Origin of the sequence: Streptomyces sp. NBC_00568 (assembly GCF_026341855.1) — a bacterium.
Taxonomy (GTDB): domain Bacteria; phylum Actinomycetota; class Actinomycetes; order Streptomycetales; family Streptomycetaceae; genus Streptomyces.
On the sequence record NZ_JAPENW010000001.1, the window covers coordinates 6998439 to 7014223 of the forward strand.

The window sequence follows — 15785 nt, forward strand, 5'->3', positions numbered from 1 at the left end:
GGCCCGCCCCCCGTGCCGTTCCTACCGGGACCGGACCGTCCGTTCCGGCGTGTTCCACCCGGAGATCCGCACCCTGGGCGCGGCCCCGTGCAGATCGGCCGTCCGGTAGGTCGCCGTCAGCGTCACCGACTCGCCCGGCCACAGGCTCACCTGGTTGTCGGACCACCGCACCGGCAGCACCGGCCGGCCCTCGGCGTCGACGAGATGCGCGTCGGTCAGCAGCGCGGGCGTCCGCCCGGTCCCGTCGTTCCGCAGGGTGACCTTCGTCGTGGACGTCCCGCCGGGACCGGAGGATGTCGACACCGAGGCCGAGACCGGCACCCGCGCCATGGAGCCGAGCCCCTTGAGGTCCGCGTAGCTCGTCGTCGGTGTGTAGTACCAGTCGGTGTTCGCCCAGTCGAGGGTGTCCGGCCGGGTCGACAGCCAGTAGACGTTCCGGCTGACCTCCTTGCCCCCGGCGTCGCTCAGGACCAGCCGTGCCAGATACGTCGTCGGGAGACCGCTCACCGAGGAAGGCACCGTGAGCGCGGTGCTGCGCGCCCCGTCGCCGCTCACGCCCACACCGGTCGCCGTCCTGTCGTACTTCTGTGTGCCGTCGGTCCCGAAGAGCGTGACGCGTGCCGTGAGGCCGGACGCGGGCGCGTGCCGGTTGTTCACCACGACGACGGACCGGTTGTCGTACGAGTACTGGATGTGCAGGGGTTCGTTGGCCTTCTTCGCCCCGAAGTAGGCTCCGCCCTGGTCGAGGTACCGGTCCATCAACTGCCAGTGCAGTGAGGTCCATCCACTGTTGAGCATCCAGTACACGACTCCGGTCGAGGGCTCGGAGGAGTCGGTGGCGTTGCGCCCGTACGCCTCGAACTGCGCCCGCACGTTCTCGTACTGGGCGAGCTGCGCCTTGCGCACGTAGTCGGTGAGGCCGGTCGGTGCGCCGTAGCGGCCGGCCAGGGCGGCGTCGTAGATCTTGAGGGTGCCGAAGACCGGGGACGGCGAGCGGTGGTACTGCCTGACGTCCGGGTTCTTCCAGAGGGTGTCCAGCTCGGTGGGCGACATCATGCGGCGCAGGGTGTCGAGGGTGGGGATGTCGGGACCGGCACCGGTCTCGGAGTTGAAGCCGGTGGCGCCGCCCTCGCGCTTGGCGTACCAGTATCCCGGCGGGATCCAGTCGTAGGGCCCGGTCATCTTCATGCCCGAACTGCCGGACACGGGGGAGGACTTGTCGGATGCGGCGGCGACCACCGGGGTCGGCCAGTCGGCCGCCTTCAGTGCGTCGAGGTAGTTCTTCTCGATCGTCGCGTCGGGCGCGAAGTCGCTGCCGATGAGGAAGGAGATGACGCTCGGGTGGTCGCGCAGCCGGGCGGCCTCCGCGGCCATCGACGCCTTGGCGACCGGATAGTCGGAAGCCGTCCACTTGTCGCCGGTCTCCGTGCCGTTGACCTGCCCCTCCCACTTGTCGCAGCACTCCCAGCCGGGCAGGGTGAGAACGCCGTGGCGGTCGGCGAGGTCGAAGAACTCGTCCGGCTCGATGTGTCCTTCGAGGCGGACGGTGTTGAGGCCCAGGTCGAGGACGTACTTCAACCGGTCCTCGACATACTCGCGGTCCCAGCGCAGGAACTCGTCCGGGGACCAGCCGGCGCCCTTGATGAGCAGCCTGCGGCCGTTGATGCGGTACTGCCGGGCGCCGTCGGAGTTCAGGGGCGCCTTCACCTCGCGGACGCCGAAGTCCCGGTGCGCGGTGTCGGAGGGGGCGCCGGCGACGGAGGCGGTCAGATCGAGGCCGTACAGCGGCTGCCCGCCCATGCCCGCGGGCCACCACACCTTCGGTGACGTCAGGTGCAGCCCGGGGACGTCGGACGGTGAGAACGTGACCGTCCTCGTCTCGTGAGCCGCGAGCGGGACGGTCTTCGAGAAGGACACGGCGCCGATGCTGCCGGACACCGTGGCCGTGACGGCCGAGCCGGTCTCGTTGCGGGCCCGCGCCTTGACGGTGAGCTCCGCGGAGCGGAGCGAGGGGACGTCGAGGGCGGTCACCACATGTGCGTCGCGCAGCGCTACCGGGCCGCCGCGGCGGACGAGGACGTCACGGACGATGCCCATGTTCTGGTCGGGCGGCGGCTGGAGCCAGTCGATCCAGCCCATGGTCAGGTTCTTGTTCGGGTCGTTGGGCCGGATGCGGAAGGCGACCGTGTTCGTGCCCGCGCGCACCAGCGAGGTGATGTCCAGTTCGTGGTGCGTGTAGGCGCCGGTCACCTCGGAGGCCTCGGCGACCTGGCGGCCGTTGACGTAGACGTCCGCCGCCGAGATCACCCCGCTGAAGTCCAGATGGCTGCGCCGGGAGGTGTCGGCGACCGTGAAGTCCGAGCGGTACCACCAGGGCACGGCGAAGTCGGCCTTGGGGATCTTCTGCAGGTTGGTGGAGTAGAAGGGATCCGCGTACTTCCCGTTCGCGAGCAGCGCCGCGAGGACGGTGGAGCGGGGGCCGGCCGGGTACCAGCCGCTCGCCGGATAGCCGGGGCTGGAGACTTCGGCCGCCGGGTCGGAGACCTCGGCGGTGGACTGGATCGCGTACCCGGACAGTGCCGTGGTGCTGCCCGGGGCGGAGGCCACCGGCGTGACACGGACGTGCGGTCCGGCGGCCGTTCGGGGGTCGGGCCCGTCGGCCCATGCGCTCGCGGAGAGGGTGCACAGCAGGCCCAGGGCGACGGCGGCCGTGGCGAGACGCCGCCGGGAGGCAGGGCGGTGGAACACGGTGGTCTCCTTGGGAGGTGGGGGAGCATCCGCGCTTCGGCACTGCAAGTTAGGAAACTTTACTAACTGGGTCCACAAGCTAGGCCGCTGAGTAAGTCATGTCAATCACCGGCGGGGCGGGCCACCCCTGTTCGGCTCACGGGACGCGCCGTGCCCGAGCCGCGCCGGACGCCGACGGGGCCGGCGGGTGCCGCCCCCGGTCAGGAAGCCGACGGATCGACGAGTGCCGTCCCCGGCGGTCAGGAAGCCGACCGGCGCTCGAACACCACATCGCGTGCCGTCCCCAGCGCCGTCGCCACCGCGCCGAGCAGCACCGCGTCCTCGCCCAGACGGCCGGGTGCGATCCGCGGGCGCAGGGGTGTGAGGGTGCGCAGGGTCTCGCGGACGGGGCGCAGCAGCAGATCGACGCTGTGGCCGACTCCACCGCCCAGGACCACCAGATCGGGATCGAGCACCGCCGCCGCGGCCGCCACCGTGTGCGCGATCCGCTCGCCCTCCAGCCGGACCGCCTCGACCGCGGGCCCGTGTCCCTCCCGCGCCGCGTCGAAGACGGCCTTCGCGGTGAGCTGCCCGGTCATGCCGAAGTGCCGGGCGGCTTCGACGACGGCCTCGCCGGACACCGCGTCCTCCAGTGTGTCGGGCTTCTGCCGGCCCGGCCACGGCAGGAAACCGATCTCGCCGGCCCCGCCGTGCGCGCCCGTGAACAGCCGTCCCTCGCTGACGACACCCATGCCGAGGCCGGTGCCGATCATGATGTACGCGAAGAGCCGGCTGCCGGCGCCGACGCCGTACGTGTACTCGCCGAGCGCCGCGAGGTTCGCGTCGTTGTGCACCTCCAGCGGGATGCCCAGCTCCTCGCGCATCCGGTCGAACAGACCCGCCCGCCCCCATCCGGGCAGGTGCATCGCGTACCGCACCCGGCGCCGCTCCTCGTCGTACACACCCGGCGTGCCCACCACCGCGTGGGCCACCTCGTGCGCTCCGACACCGGAGTTGGCGACCACCTGGTGGGCGGTGGAGACCACGAGGTCGGCCATGGCCCCGGACGTGCGGGCGCGGTTGCGGACATCGGCGCGCGCCACCACCGCGCCGTCGAGGTCGGCCACCGCGACGCGCAGCCAGCTGCGGCCGATGTCGATGCCGAGCGCGTACCCGGCCGCGGGGTCGGGGGCGTACAGGACGGCGACCCGGCCGCGCTCGGGCGCGTGTGTTCCGACCTCGTGGACGAGCCCCGCCTCCTCCAGCGCGGCGAGCGCGCTGGAGACCGTCGGCTTGGACAGACCCGTCTCGCGGGCGAGCTGGGCCCGGGAGGCGGCGCCACCGGTGCGCAGCCGGTCGAGGAGCAGACGCTCGTTGGTGCTGCGCAGCCGCCGGCGGTTCCAGGGCTGTTCGGGCTGCTCTGCGGCGTCGCTGGCGGGCATCGCACCATTCTCACTCATTCACGACGCCCCCTTGACGCATCTAGTAAGTCTCCTTAACTTTATCGCCCAGTCAGCCTCGCCGGGCGAGCCGAGGGGGGAGCCCCGCGCCCGCCGGTCACCCGCCGCCCCCGCTCCGCCCTGATCCGTCGGCCGCCATCGAGGGCGGCCGTCCCCTCGTACCTCTCCCCGCGTCCTGTTCTGAGGAGGCCCCATGTCCGGTAGCCCGCCACCCACCGGCGGATTCGTCCGCCGCGTCGGCCTGTTCCAGGCCACCGCCATCAACATGAGCCAGATGTGCGGCATCGGGCCGTTCGTGACGATCCCGCTGATGGTCGCCGCGTTCGGCGGTCCGCAGGCGGTCATCGGCTTCGTCGCGGGCGCCCTGCTGGCCCTCGCCGACGGGCTCGTCTGGGCCGAGATGGGCGCGGCCATGCCCGGCTCCGGCGGCAGTTACGTCTATCTGCGCCAGGCCTTCCAGTACCGCACCGGACGTCTGATGCCGTTCCTGTTCGTGTGGACGGCGATGCTCTTCATCCCGCTGATCATGTCCACCGGCGTGGTCGGCTTCGTCCAGTACCTGGGCTATCTGGCCCCCGACATGGGCAAGACCACCGGCGACCTCGTCGGACTCGGCATCGTCGCCCTGGTCGTCCTCCTGCTGTGGCGCGGGATCGAGCACATCGCGCGGATCACCGCCGTCATGTGGGCCGTGATGATCACCTCGGTCCTCCTGGTGATCGTCGCCGCGGCCACCGACTTCAGCGCCGACCTCGCCTTCACCTACCCGGCAGGCGCCTTCGAGCTGTCCGGCAGCCATTTCTGGGTCGGTTTCGCCGCGGGCCTGACCATCGGCATCTACGACTACCTCGGCTACAACACCACCGCGTACATGGGCGCCGAGATCAAGGACCCCGGCCGCACCCTGCCCCGCTCGATCATCTACTCGATCCTCGGCATCATGGCGATCTACCTGCTGCTCCAGATCGGCACGCTCGGCGTCATCGACTGGCACCGGATGACGGACCCCGGCGACATCGCCTCCACCTCGGTGGCCTCGGCTGTCCTGGAGGAGACCTGGGGCAAGGGCGCCGCCGACACGGTCACCGTGCTCATCCTCGTCACCGCGTTCGCCTCGGTCTTCACCGGACTGCTCGGCGGCTCGCGAGTGCCCTACGACGCCGCCCGCGAACGCGTCTTCTTCCGCCCCTACGCCAAACTGCACCCGAGGCACCGCTTCCCGACGCTGGGCCTCGCCACCATGGGCGTCATCACGGCGATCGGCTTCCTGATCGGCCGTCACACCGACCTCGCCACCCTCATCCAGCTCCTGACCACGGTCATGGTGATCGTGCAGGCGCTGGCCCAGATCGTCGCCCTGTCGGTGCTGCGGAAGCGGCAGCCGGGGCTGCGCCGCCCGTACCGGATGTGGCTCTACCCTTTGCCGAGCTTCCTCGCGCTGGCCGGCTGGCTCACCATCTACGGATACGCGGACAAGAACTCCCCGGGCCGTCACCCCATCGAGTGGTCGCTCGCCTGGCTCGCCCTCGGCCTGGTCGCCTTCGTCGTCTGGGCACGTCTGGAGAAGGTGTGGCCGTTCGGCCCGAAGGAGGTCACCGAGGAGTACCTGAGGGCGCCGGCTCCGGAGGCGGAGCGGGCCGGGGCGTGAGAACTCGGGAGCCCCTGGACACCTGACGCCATGGGCGCCCGTCGGGACCCGACGCCGGGGCCGTGCGGGGTGCGGTCCTCGGGACCCGCACGTCCCGGGACCCGCACAGTCCCGGCCCGGCCCCGGGACTGCGCAAGTCCGGCACCCGCACAGTCCCGGCACCCGCGGGTCCCGGCCCGGCACCCGCACGTCCCGGCACGCCCCCTGGACCCGCACGTCCCGGCACGGCCTCCGCCCCGCACGGCCTCCGCCCCACACGGCCCCGGTACGGCCCCCGCACCCCGCGCATGGCCCCGGTACGGCTTCCGCTCCGCCCCCGCACGGCCCCCGCCCCGCCGTCCGGCTCGGCCGGCCGGGCGCTCGGCCCGTCGGGCTCGGCCGCGGCCGGGCGCTCGGCGGCGGGGGGCTCGCGCACCGTTCCGGTCACCGCCGGGCTCGCCGGAGCGTGCCCTCACCTGCGGAGCGGGCCGTCGTCCTCGAGATGGCTCCAGGTCCGCAGGACGACGACCCGGCCTTTCGCCGTACGGACGACGGGCTCGTCGTCGGCGAGTACGAAGCCCGCCGCCTTGGCGACTCCCTCGCTCGCGGTGTTCCCGTCCTCGATGCACAACACGATGCGCCGCCCGCCGACCTGGCGGCGCGCGAAGTCCACGACGAGCCGGACCGCCCGGGTCGCGAGTCCCCGGCCCCGGTACGCGGCCCCCACGCCGTAGGCGAGCTCGACGTCCCGCTCGTCGGCCGAGCCCGGGAACAGCAGGATCTCGCCCTCGGGCCGCTCACCGTCCGTGGTGATGGCCAGTTGCACGGCCCGCCCCTCGGTGCTCTTCTGCTCGGCCGCCGCGAGGTAGGCGAGCGCCGCCTCGGTGTCGAAGGGGGAGGCGACCGGAGTCCACCGGTCGATCTCGGGATCGTCGTAGAGCGCGACGAGGTCCGCGACATCGTCGTCGGACCACTCGCGCAGGTGCAGCCCCAGCCCGTCGATGCGCAGCGGCCCGGGGAAGTCGAACGTCGGTCGGCTGTCCATCGGACGATCCTGACGCGTGGAGCGGGTCGGGGCCAAGGGCGCCTCGCGGGACAGGGAGGCGGACACGCGGTCGAGGCCACTTGGGGCTTGTCCGGATGCGCGGGGGCGTGGCCAGGATAGAACTTGGACATCGTCCGATCGTCGGGAGGCCGTGATGTTCGTCCCCTTCGGGGCCCGTGATTTCCTGGACCGCGCCGTCACCGTGTACGGCGACCGCGTCGGCGTGGTCGACGAACCGGACCAGCCGGCCGAGCCCTGGGAGGGCCTGACGTACCGGCGCGTCGGGGAGCTCGCCAGAGCCCAGGCCGCAGGGCTCGACGCGCTGGGTGTCCCGCACGGCGCCCGCGTCGCCGTCGTCTCGCCCAACAGCGCCAGGCTGCTCACCTCGTTCTTCGGTGTCAGCGGGCACGGCCGCGTCCTCGTACCGGTCAACTTCCGTCTCGCGGCGGACGAGGTGAGTTACATCGTCGGCCACTCGGGCGCGAGCGTCCTGCTCGTCGACCCCGAACTGACCGACCGCTTCGCCGGGATCAGCTGCGAGCACCGGTTCACGCTCGGCGCCGCCGCCGACGCCGAGCTGTACCGCTTCGGCACCGAACCCCGTCCCTGGCGGGCGGACGAGAACGCCACCGCCACGATCAACTACACCAGCGGCACGACCGCCCGCCCCAAGGGCGTCCAGATCACCCACCGCAACATCTGGGTCAACGCCGCGACCTTCGCCCTGCACGCGGGCGTCACCGACCGCGATGTGTATCTGCACACCCTGCCCATGTTCCACGCCAACGGCTGGGGAATGCCGTTCGCCATGGCGGGCCTGGGTGTTCGGCAGATCGCGCTGCGCAAGGTCGACGGGGCGGAGATCCTGCGCCGGGTGGCCGAGCACGGCGTGACCGTGATGTGCGCGGCGCCCGCCGTCGTCAACGCCGTGCTGGCCGCCGCCGAGTCGTGGGAGGGCGAGATCCCCGGCCGGGACCGGGTGCGCATCATCGTCGCCGGAGCGCCGCCGCCCACCAGGACCGTCGCACGAGTCGAGTCCCTGCTGGGCTGGGAGTTCATCCAGATCTACGGCCTCACCGAGACATCACCCCTGCTCACCGTCAACCGCACACGGTCCGAATGGGACGACCTCGACCCGCAGGCCCGGGCCGAGAAACTGGTGCGCGCCGGCGCCCCCGCACTGGGCGTGACCCTGCGGACCTCCGGCGACGGCGAGATCCTCGCGCGCTCGAATGTCGTCCTCGAGGGGTACTGGGAGCAGCCGGCGGAGACCGAACGGGCGCTGGCCGACGGCTGGTTCCACACCGGCGACGGTGGATCGATCGGCGAGGACGGCTATCTGACGATCAGCGACCGCAAGAAGGACGTGATCATCACGGGCGGCGAGAACGTGTCCTCGATCGAGGTGGAGGACGCGCTCTTCAGCCATCCCGAGGTCGCCGAGGTCGCGGTGATCGGCGTCCCGCACGAGAAGTGGGGCGAGACCGTCAAGGCCTTGGTGGTCCTCGCGCCGGACGCGAAGACGACGGAGCAGGAGCTGATCCAGTACTGCAAGGAGCGCCTCGCCGGGTACAAGGCGCCGACCTCGGTCGAGTTCCGGAGTCAGCTGGCGCGGACGGCCACCGGCAAGCTCCAGAAGTACAAGCTGCGCGAGCCGTACTGGGAGGGCCACGACCGGGGCGTCAACTGACGTTCCGCCCGGCTCCGTCCACCGTTACGTCCACCTCTACGTCCACGTCTTCATCACTGTCACTGTCACCGGCCGGGCACCGGCCCCGTAGGCCGTCCCGTCGGGCCGCTCGCCCCTCGGGATGAGTCCATCGGCATGAGGCCGGCCGGGACTCGGATTCCTCGGCGTTTGACATGCAGGCAATTGCCTGCATAACTTTGAGTGTGCGAACAGAGAGCGACTCCGGAATGGACCAGGTCTTCAAGGCGCTCGCGGACGGGACCCGGCGGCGGCTCCTCGACCGACTCCACGGGCACCGCGGCCAGACGCTCGGCGAGCTGTGCGAACACATCGAGATGACCCGTCAGTCGGTGACGCAGCACCTGGCCGTCCTGGAGGCCGCCAACCTCGTCAGCACCGTGCGGCGGGGACGGGAAAAGCTGCACTACCTCAATCCGGTGCCGCTCCACGAGATCCAGGAGCGGTGGATCGACAAGTTCGAGCGCCCGCGGCTGCGCGCGCTCAGCGCTCTGAAGGAACGAGCCGAGGAAGCCATGACCGACAAGCCGAACTTCGTCTACGTCACCTACATCCGGAGCACGCCCGAGAAGGTCTGGGACGCGCTCACCGACGCCGACCTCACGGCCGCCTACTGGGGCCACAGCAATGTCTCGGACTGGCGCGCCGGGTCCCGCTGGGAGCACCGGCGTACGGACGGCTCCGGCGTCGCTGACGTGATCGGGACCGTCGTGGAGAGCGAGCGGCCGACCCGCCTGGTGACCACCTGGGCCTCTCCCGAGGACGAGGGCGACGCGGACAAGTACTCCCGCGTCACCTTCGGCATCCAGCCGCACGCCGACATCGTCCGGCTGACGGTGACGCACGAGGATCTGCCCGACGAGGGTGCGCTGCGCGACGCCGGCTCCGGCTGGGCCGCGGTGCTGTCCAACCTGAAGTCCCTGCTGGAGACGGGGAGTCCGCTGCCTCAGGAGCCGTGGCTGATGCCGAGTCGCTGAAGCGGGCGCAGGCACCCTGAGCGAGCTATTGGTTCAGGGGAACCACTCCCTCGCCGCTCTCGGCCGCCGGGAAGCCTCTCCAGGCACTCGGCTCGGGAAACTGAGTGCATCCAGGGCTTGCTCCGGGGCCTGAGCTGCGGCAGGGGATACGGACGGGCAAATGCCGGCTCCCCCGACATCGTTCGGTGGCGTTCTCCAGGCCTTCGGCCGAGGGGTGCCACAAGAGTTCTCATGTGCGGTCGGGTGACGGGCTCGCCGAGTCTCGCGCACCGTCACCCACGCTCCGATTGGGCCGTCCGAGGCTCCGAGAGGCGCCGACATATCGCTTGCCAGATAGTGGATCGCGTCGAAACCTCCCGGATTGGACGCTCATGGACCGCTATCCCCCGATCGCCAACCACGGTCTGGTGGGCGATCTGCAGACCGCCGCCCTGGTGTCCTCCCAGGGCGTGGTGAACTGGTTCTGCTCGCCGAGGTTCGACTCGCCCAGTGTCTTCGCCTCGCTGCTCGATCACGACGGCGGCGGCTACTTCCGGCTGGCTCCGGAGCACGCGGACGTGTCGTGCAAACAGCTGTACTACCCGGACACCGGCGTGCTGGTCACGCGGTTCATGTCACCGGAGGGTGTCGGCGAGGTCATCGACTGGATGCCGGCGATCACCAGCCGGACCCCCACCGACCGGCACAGCCTGATGCGGGTCATTCGGGTGGTGCGCGGCACCGTGCGGTTCGTTCTGGAGTGCAGGCCGCGGTTCGACTACGGCCGGGCCGACCACGAGCTCGATCTGCGGCCCCAGGAGGCAGTGTTCCGGGGCCCTGGGATCGCGGGCCACCTGCAGGCGTCCTTCCCGCTGGTGCGGGACGGGCAGGACGTGAGGGGCTCGGTCAGTCTCGGAGTCGGCGAGTCGGCCGTCGCCGTGTTCACGACGTGCGCCGTCGACGGAGAGGCGCCGCCTCCGCTCTCGGTCGAGGGCGTGACGGACGCGTTGTGGCGTGAGGTGGACTTCTGGCAGAAGTGGTTGCACACCTCCCACTACCGGGGGCGCTGGGCCGAGATGGTGAACCGCTCCGCCATCACGCTCAAGCTCCTGACCTACCACCCGACCGGTGCGCCGGTCGCCGCCGCCACCATGGGCCTGCCGGAGCAGGTCGGCGGTGAGCGAAATTGGGACTACCGGTACTCGTGGGTGCGGGACGGGTCGCTCTCGGTGCGGGCCCTGCTCGACCTCGGGTTTGCCGAGGAGGCGTCGGCGTTCACCAAGTGGCTGGGGGAGCGGATGCGCGACCGGGCGGACCTGCCCGGTGAGCGCCTGCAGATCATGTACCGGGTCGACGGGGACCCCCACCTCACCGAGGAGATCCTCGACCATTGGGAGGGCTACCGCGGCTCGTATCCGGTACGCGCCGGGAACGCCGCCGCCGACCAGCTGCAGCTCGACATCTACGGCGAGGCCATCTACGGGATGGCCGAAGGCATGGACGTCAGCGAGGAGCTGGGCTACCACGGCTGGAAGGGGCTCGCCCGGACGCTGGACTGGCTGTCCGACAACTGGGACCGTCCGGACGAGGGAGTCTGGGAGACGCGCGGGGGCCGCAACGATTTCACGTTCAGCCGGGTGATGTGCTGGGTCGCCTTCGACCGGGGCCTGCGTCTGGCGACCGAACTCAGCCGGCCCGCCGACATCCCGCGCTGGCGCAACGCCCGTGACAGCATCCTCGAACAGGTGATGGACAAGGGCTGGAGTCAGTCCGAGCAGGCTCTGGTGCAGCACTACGGCGGGGACGTTCTGGACGCCTCACTCCTGCTGATCCCGCGCGTGGGATTTCTTTCCGCGAAGAGCCCCGGCTGGCTCTCCACCCTGGACGCCATGGAGCGCAAGCTCGTCTCGGACAGCCTCGTGTACCGGTACGACCCGGCCGCCTCACCGGACGGCCTGCGCGGTTCGGAGGGCACCTTCAGCCTCTGCACCTACCTCTACGTCGATGCCATGGCCCGGGCCGGGCGGATCCGTCCGGCGCGTTACACCTTCGAGAAGATGCACACCTACGCCAACCATGTCGGCCTGTTCGCCGAGGAGATCGGCCCGAGCGGCGAGCAACTCGGCAACTTCCCACAGGCGTTCACCCATTTGTCGCTCATCATGGCGGCGTCGACCCTGGACGAGGCCATCGACAGGGCGCGTCAGCGTGACTGAGCCGGGGCACGGACAGCCGGGTAGGGCGCTCCCCGCTCCGATGGCCGCCCGCAGAGCCGAGCCGACTTCGATGCCCTGTACGCGCGGCTGCGCCAACAGGCGGAAGCAGTCGGATCCCCGCTCTCCACCGGCGGCCGCGGGGCGCTGGCCGGCATCACACCGACGACGATCCTGGCCGCGGCGGGCGGGGTGCGCCTGGGCTTGTCGGCCGTGGCGTCCTGCTCGACATCCCGCGCCTGCGGGGAGTTCCGTGGCTCGAGCCGGGCGACCACGTCACCGCCGATGACCTCTGGGCCGCAGAGGCCGCCCAGGGCGTGCGGGTCGAGACCGGAGACATCCTGCTCGTGCGGGTCGGCCACCGCCGCAGGCGTGAGGAGGCAGGGCCGTGGGACGCCTCGCGCAGCCGGGCCGGCCTGCATCCGGACGCGATGGAGTTCCTGGCCGAGCGCCGGGTCGCCGTACTGGGCAGCGACGGCAACAACGACACGGCCCCCAGTCTCAGCGAGGGTGTCGACTTCCCCGTGCACGTGCTGGGCATCCACGCCCTCGGGGTGCACTTCATGGACTACCTGCAGTTCGAGGACCTGGTGCCGCTGTGCGAGGAGGCGGACCGCTGGTCGTTCCTCTGCGTGGTCACGCCCCTGCGGCTCCCCGCGGCCACCGGTTCCCCCGTCGACCCCATCGCCATCCTCTGACCTGCGAGCCGGCTGATCCCCCGCCCGTACCCGTCCCCCCATGATCCGAGGCCTACCCATGGCAGGAACCGAGCACTACGACGTCATTGTCATCGGCACTGGAGCAGGCGGCGGCACGCTCGCCCACCGCCTCGCTCCTACCGGTAAACGTGTCCTCATCCTCGAACGCGGCGGATACCTGCCTCGCGAGCGGGACAACTGGGAGTCGACCGCGGTCTTCGTCAAGGGCAAATACCGCGCCCCGGAATTCTGGTACGACAAGCACGGCGAGAAGTTCCCGCCCGAGGTCAACTACTACGTCGGCGGGAACACCAAGTTCTACGGTGCCGCGCTGTTCCGCCTGCGCCCCGAGGACTTCGGTGAGTTGCAGCACCACGGTGGCATCTCCCCGGCGTGGCCGATCCGTTACGAGGATCTGGAGCCCTACTACACCCAGGCCGAGCACCTGTACCTGGTGCACGGCCACCACGGCGAGGATCCGAGCGAGGGGCCGGTCAGCGCCCAGTACGCGTACCCGCCGGTGCTGCACGAGCCGCGGATCCAGCAGCTCAGCGACGACCTGGAGAAGCAGGGTCTGCACCCCTTCCACCTGCCGATCGGCGTCGACCTCACCCAGGACGCCCAAGGAAACGCGGCCCATGGAAGCGTGTGCATCCGCTGCAACCGGGTCGACGGATTCCCGTGCCTGGTGCAGGGCAAGGCCGACGCCCAGGTCATCTGTGTCGACCCGGCCCTGGAGCACGACAACGTCACGATGATCACCGGGGCCGACGTGCGCAAGCTGGAGACCGGTCCGAACGGCCGCAGCGTCGACAAGGTGATCGTCGAACTCGCCGACGGGACGACCGTGGCGTACTCGGCAGACATCGTTGTGGTGGCCTGTGGTGCCGTCAACTCCGCTGCGCTGCTGCTGCGTTCGGCGAACGATCACCATCCGGACGGCCTGGCCAACGGCTCGGGGGTGGTGGGCCGCCACTACATGCGGCACAACAACCTCGCGCTGATGGCGGTGTCGAAGGAGCCCAACGACACCCAGTTCCAGAAGACCCTTGCCCTGAACGACTGGTACCTGGGCGCGGACGACTGGGACTTCCCGCTGGGCGGCATCCAGATGCTCGGCAAGTCGGACACCGATCAGATCCGGGGCGAGGCGCCGCGGTGGGCGGGCATGGCCTCGCCGGACCTTCCGTTCGCGGTGCTGGCCCACCATGCCGTGGATTTCTGGCTGTGCGGCGAGGATCTGCCCCACCCCGACAACCGCGTCACCCTCGACGACGACGGTGACATCCACCTCAGCCTGGACGAGAAGAACAACACCGAAGGGCTGAAGCGTCTTCAGCACAAGCTCCAGAAGATGCTCGGCCATCTGGGCATGCACCCCCACCACCTGCTGCCGCACAGTCTTTATCTGCACAAGGGCATGCCGATCGGCGCCACCGCCCACCAGGCCGGCACCGTGCGCTTCGGCACCGACCCGCGGACCTCGGCCCTCGACGTCGACTGCAAGGCCCACGACCTGGACAACCTCTACGTCGTCGACACCAGCTTCTTCCCGAGCATCGGTGCGGTGAACCCCTCGCTGACAGCCATCGCCAACGCCATGCGGGTCGGCGACCGCATCGCGGAACGCCTTGGCTGAACACAGCGCGCACCGCTGCCGCGCCGTCGAAGTCGGCGCGGCAGCGGTGCGAAAGCCCGTAGAAGGACAATCTCTTCCGTGGTGGCGAAGGCCGCGCCGAGGACGGTCGGCGCGCAGGTCGAGCGGCCTGGCAACGACCGAATCAGCCGCCGGTACCGAAGCCAGGAAAGAGCGTCATGCCGCCGTCCACATAGATCGTGGAGCTGGCCACGTAGTCCATGGAGTCGGAGGCAAGCACAGTCGCCGCGTGGGCGATGTCTTCAGGGTCGCCGACCCGGCGGTACGGGATCAGCTTGAGCAGGTAGGCCTCGGGGGTCTCCCAGGCGCTGCGGTTGATCGGGGTGCCGAGGGCACCGGGTGCGACGGCGTTGACCTTGATGTCCCTTGGCCCCAACTCCTGCGCCAGGGTCTGCATCATCAGCGGAAGACGCCTCGGCCAGGGCGACTCCTAGGGTCCGTCTTCAAAGATCATCAGATTGGTGGATCATGGTGAGGTGATACGTCGCCATGAACTAACCGATCAGGAATGGGAGTTGCTCGCTCCACTCATACCGCGGGCCGCGACAGGTCGTCCGCGCGTGGAGGACCGGCAGGTCGTCAACGGGATGGTCTACAAGATCCGGACCGGGGTCTCCTGGCGTGACCTGCCGGAACGCTACGGACCGTGGAAGACGGTCTATACCCGCTTTCGCCGCTACGCGCTGGACGGCGTGTTCACCCGGGCTCTCCAGCAGATCCAGGCCCACGCGGACGCGGCCGGCGACATCGACTGGCTCGTGCAGATCGACTCCACCATCGTGCGTGCTCACCAGCACGCCGCCGCCACCGGCAGAAAAAGGGGATCCACCGGCCGGACGAACCGGACGATCACGCCCTCGGCCGATCCCGAGGCGGACTGACCACCAAAATCCACCTTGCCTGCGACGGCCGCGGGCGGCCCCTCGCCATCCTGCTGACACCAGGCCAACGCCACGACAGCATCTGCGCACGCCCCCTCCTGGAACGGATCCGGGTCCCGCGCACCGGCCTTGGGCGTCCCCGCTGCCGGCCCGACCAGGTCATCGCCGACAAGGCCTACAGCTCCCGAGGCTTTCGCGCCTACCTGCGCAAACGCGGCATCGCCTGCACCATCCCGGAGAAGAACGACCAGCAGCAACACCGCCACAACCGCGGCCGCCGCGGAGGCCGGCCACCGGCATTCGACCGGCAGATCTACCGTCGGCGCAACGTCGTCGAACGCTGCTTCAACCGGCTCAAAGGCTTCCGAGGCATCGCCACCAGATACGACAAGACCGCCACCTCCTACGAAGCAGCGGTCAGTCTCGCGTCATTCCTGCTCTGGGCAAGACTCGTTTGAAGACGGACCCTAGTACGAGCCCGAACAGCGGCACGATCCACAGACTCGCCTTGGCGTACTGCCGTAGCCGGAAGCGGATGGCCCACGAGGTCATACGGAGCCCATCAGGACAGCGGTGTCGCCCGGCAGCGGTGTGATCGTCTGGTTTCCCGTGACCGGGGCGAGCTGGCCGTCGGCGCGGACCACCAACAGGATGTCGCGGTCCGCGGGGATCGGCTGGGAGCCGGGCTGGACGTGGAAGCGCGCGCCCATTTCGTAGCGTGCCGCCAGGCGGTGCCGGACGAGCGCGCGACCGAAGAGGATGTCGCCGCCGGTGTAGGGGGCGACCACGCCGTGGCTCCCTCGGTGGCCCCAC

Annotated in this window: 10 protein-coding genes and 2 pseudogenes; 7 read left to right on the top strand and 5 right to left on the bottom strand. The window is 70.3% G+C overall.

Going from position 1 to position 15785, the window contains the following annotated elements; translation table 11 throughout:
* Positions 1-21: 21 nt before the first annotated feature.
* Entirely contained in the window at positions 22-2748 is a 2727-nt protein-coding gene (locus tag OOK38_RS30435; protein ID WP_266755321.1) for a sugar-binding domain-containing protein, read from the bottom strand.
* Positions 2749-2987: 239 nt separating this feature from the next.
* Positions 2988-4169 (bottom strand): ROK family transcriptional regulator, encoded by a 1182-nt coding sequence (locus OOK38_RS30440; RefSeq protein ID WP_266755319.1) that lies wholly within the window; start codon positions 4167-4169, stop codon positions 2988-2990.
* 211 nt (positions 4170-4380) lie between these two features.
* Here OOK38_RS30440 and OOK38_RS30445 point away from each other — a divergent pair, with 211 nt between their 5' ends.
* Positions 4381-5835 (top strand): APC family permease, encoded by a 1455-nt coding sequence (locus OOK38_RS30445; RefSeq protein WP_266755317.1) that lies wholly within the window; start codon positions 4381-4383, stop codon positions 5833-5835.
* 451 nt (positions 5836-6286) lie between these two features.
* On the opposite strand, the gene OOK38_RS30450 is transcribed toward OOK38_RS30445, so the two are convergent.
* Positions 6287-6859 carry a GNAT family N-acetyltransferase gene (locus tag OOK38_RS30450; RefSeq protein WP_266755315.1) on the bottom strand — a complete coding sequence of 191 codons (573 nt, stop codon included), beginning with the start codon at positions 6857-6859 and terminating at the stop codon, positions 6287-6289.
* Positions 6860-7013: 154 nt separating this feature from the next.
* On the opposite strand from OOK38_RS30450, the gene OOK38_RS30455 reads away from it, so the two are divergent.
* The 5 genes and pseudogenes from OOK38_RS30455 (at position 7014) to OOK38_RS30475 (ending at position 14073) form a co-directional block, all read left to right on the top strand.
* Complete coding sequence (locus OOK38_RS30455; RefSeq protein ID WP_266755313.1) at positions 7014-8549, top strand: AMP-binding protein; 1536 nt, start codon at positions 7014-7016, stop codon at positions 8547-8549.
* A 227-nt stretch (positions 8550-8776) separates the two neighbouring features.
* The gene (locus OOK38_RS30460; RefSeq protein WP_266765547.1) at positions 8777-9544 is read left to right on the top strand and encodes a metalloregulator ArsR/SmtB family transcription factor; all 768 of its coding nucleotides are present in this window, start codon (positions 8777-8779) and stop codon (positions 9542-9544) included.
* A 371-nt stretch (positions 9545-9915) separates the two neighbouring features.
* Positions 9916-11739 (top strand): glycoside hydrolase family 15 protein, encoded by a 1824-nt coding sequence (locus tag OOK38_RS30465; protein WP_266755312.1) that lies wholly within the window; start codon positions 9916-9918, stop codon positions 11737-11739.
* A 197-nt stretch (positions 11740-11936) separates the two neighbouring features.
* Positions 11937-12434 (top strand): annotated as a pseudogene (locus tag OOK38_RS30470) (cyclase family protein); the annotation flags it as partial.
* A gap of 58 nt (positions 12435-12492) precedes the next feature.
* Positions 12493-14073 (top strand): GMC oxidoreductase, encoded by a 1581-nt coding sequence (locus tag OOK38_RS30475; protein WP_266755310.1) that lies wholly within the window; start codon positions 12493-12495, stop codon positions 14071-14073.
* Between the two features lie 142 nt (positions 14074-14215).
* On the opposite strand, the pseudogene OOK38_RS30480 reads toward OOK38_RS30475, so the two are convergent.
* Positions 14216-14500: pseudogene (locus OOK38_RS30480) on the bottom strand (SDR family oxidoreductase); the annotation flags it as partial.
* A gap of 70 nt (positions 14501-14570) precedes the next feature.
* Between OOK38_RS30480 and OOK38_RS30485 the strand changes: the two are divergent.
* A protein-coding gene (locus tag OOK38_RS30485) for an IS5 family transposase (protein ID WP_266765546.1) occupies positions 14571-15430 on the top strand; the annotation gives its coding sequence in 2 pieces (ribosomal slippage) (positions 14571-14925 and positions 14925-15430; 861 coding nt in all).
* A 90-nt stretch (positions 15431-15520) separates the two neighbouring features.
* Here OOK38_RS30485 and OOK38_RS30490 read toward each other — a convergent pair.
* A complete protein-coding gene (locus tag OOK38_RS30490; protein ID WP_266755308.1) occupies positions 15521-15760 on the bottom strand; it encodes a hypothetical protein in 240 nt (79 codons plus the stop codon).
* Positions 15761-15785: the final 25 nt, after the last annotated feature.